The sequence below is a fragment of the Dokdonia pacifica genome (assembly GCF_900188275.1).
In the GTDB taxonomy this organism is placed as follows: domain Bacteria; phylum Bacteroidota; class Bacteroidia; order Flavobacteriales; family Flavobacteriaceae; genus Dokdonia; species Dokdonia pacifica.
In genome coordinates, this window is record NZ_FZNY01000020.1 from 1 (window position 1) to 2,531 (window position 2,531).

At 36.6% G+C, this 2,531-nt stretch carries 2 protein-coding genes; both read left to right on the top strand.

Going from position 1 to position 2,531, the window contains the following annotated elements:
* Positions 1 to 2,181, top strand: a 2,181-nt coding sequence (locus tag CHB80_RS24290; RefSeq protein WP_179218270.1) for a DUF7507 domain-containing protein, incomplete at its 5' end; no start/stop codon positions are given.
* A gap of 54 nt (positions 2,182 to 2,235) precedes the next feature.
* A partial coding sequence (locus tag CHB80_RS24295) for a PorP/SprF family type IX secretion system membrane protein (RefSeq protein WP_143337253.1) occupies positions 2,236 to 2,531 on the top strand: 296 nt, incomplete at its 3' end.

Here is a 2,531-nt window from a genome sequence, read left to right on the forward strand (position 1 = left end):
TTTGATTATACGGTAACAGTGACGAATGCTGATGGTTCTACATCTACAGAGACAGCTACAGTAACAGTAGAAGTTGTTTGTGCTGATGATGTAATGGATGATACAGCAACTACAGATGAAGATACTCCAGTGAATATCGATGTATTGGACAACGATGATTTCGATCCTACGAGTGATGTAGAAGTAACTGAAGTGACAGATCCTGCTAATGGAACAGTAACAATCAATGCAGATGGAACTGTAGATTACACGCCAGATCCTGATTTCTGTGGTACAGATACGTTTGATTATACGGTAACAGTGACGAATGCTGATGGTTCTACATCTACAGAGACAGCTACAGTAACAGTAGAAGTTGTTTGTGCTGATGATGTAATGGATGATACAGCAACTACAGATGAAGATACTCCAGTGAATATCGATGTATTGGACAACGATGATTTCGATCCTACGAGTGATGTAGAAGTAACTGAAGTGACAGATCCTGCTAATGGAACAGTAACAATCAATGCAGATGGAACTGTAGATTACACGCCAGATCCTGATTTCTGTGGTACGGATACTTTTGATTATACAGTAACAGTGACAAATGCTGATGGTTCTACATCTACAGAGACAGCTACAGTAACAGTAACAGTTATTTGTGTAAATGAAGCAATCGAAATCACAAAAACAAGTACATATGATCCAGTAACGGGTATCATAACTTATACGTATACTGTAGAAAATACAGGAGATGTAACTGTATTTGATATCGAAGTGATTGAAGATGCAGGAGCATTTACAGGAACAGGAGTGTTGCCAGTTCCAGTATATGATATGGGTGGTACAGATGAAGATGGTGAAGGAGATGCTTTTGATTTACTACCAGGGGAATCACTAACGTTTACTGCAGATTATGTAGTGACACAAGACGATATTGATGCTGGTATCATTGAAAATCAAGCAGGAACAATTGGTTTTGAGGAAAATGGATCTCCAGTAGAAGATACAGCTTCTGATAATGGAGATGATACCGATGGTAATACAGAAGATGATGTTACTGTAACTGATGTGTCTGAAAACCCTGAAGGTAATATAGATCTTGAGAAAATAGCAGAAGTTGTTGATGCAAATGGAAATGGTATTATTGATGCTGGTGATGAAATTGTATATACGTTTATTGTTACTAATAATGGGAATGTAGATCTTACAGGAATTACAATAACTGATGATATTGTAACTGTGATAGGCGGACCTATAGATTTAGCAATAGGAGAAAGTGATTCAACGACATTTACAGCAGTATATGTGATTACACAAGATGACGTAGAAGCAGGTGGTGTTGTAAATACAGCAATTGCAGAAGGTACAAGTCCAGATGGAACTATTATTACAGATAGTTCTGATGATCCTGATGATCCTACAAATACCGATACAGATAATGATGGAGATTTTGAAGATCCTACAGTAACAATTATTCCTCAATTACCTAGTATTGAATTAATCAAAACAGGAGAGTTTGTAGATATAAATGCTAATGGATTTGCAGATGTTGGTGACCAGATTCAATATACATTTACAGTAACAAATACTGGAAATGTAATCATAGAAGGTGTAATTGTAACAGATGATTTAGTAACAGTAGTAGGAGATCCTGTTGATCTTCTCCCAGGAGAAAGTGCAGATTTTACCGCAACATATGTGATTACTGAAGAAGATGTAGAGGCAGGAGAAGTTGTTAATACTGCAACCGCAATTGGATTAGATAGAGGTGGCGTTACTGTAACTGATATATCTGATGATCCTACAGACACTACTGATACTGATGTTGAAGGTGATGGTGATGCAGATGATCCAACAGTAACTATACTTGATACAACTGAACCACCTACAGACGAAATAATAGTACATAACGGTATTTCAATAGGAGAAGATGGACAAAATGATACATTCATTATCTCAGGTATTGAAAACTTCCCAGATAATACAGTGAAAATATTTAATAGATGGGGTGTACTAGTTTATGAAGCTGAAGGCTATGGTCAGAATGGAAATCAGTTTAGAGGACTTTCAAATGGACGTGCAACTATAAGTCAAGATAAATTCTTGCCTGTAGGAACCTATTATTGGACATTAGAATATGTTGATAATGGTGGTCAAACACGAACAAGTGCAGGTTATTTATATATTCAAAGATAAATTATTAATTTTCAGGCGTGTAATACGCCTGAAAATCAAAATAGAAATTTTTTTATGAAAAATCATATTGTTTTTGTCAGTTCATTTCTTTTGGCTCTTTTAAGTGTTTGCCAAGTTAATGCACAACAGGACCCTCAATACTCACAGTATATCTATAATACTGTGGCTATTAATCCGGCATATGCGGGAAATAGGGGAGTTACAAGTATTGTAGGATTACACCGTAGCCAATGGGTTGGTTTAGATGGCGCTCCTCGTACACAGAGTTTAAGTATTCATTCTCCTATCTCAGAAAGTAAAGTAGGATTAGGGCTATCTATTGTAAATGATGCCTTAGGCCCTTCTCAAGA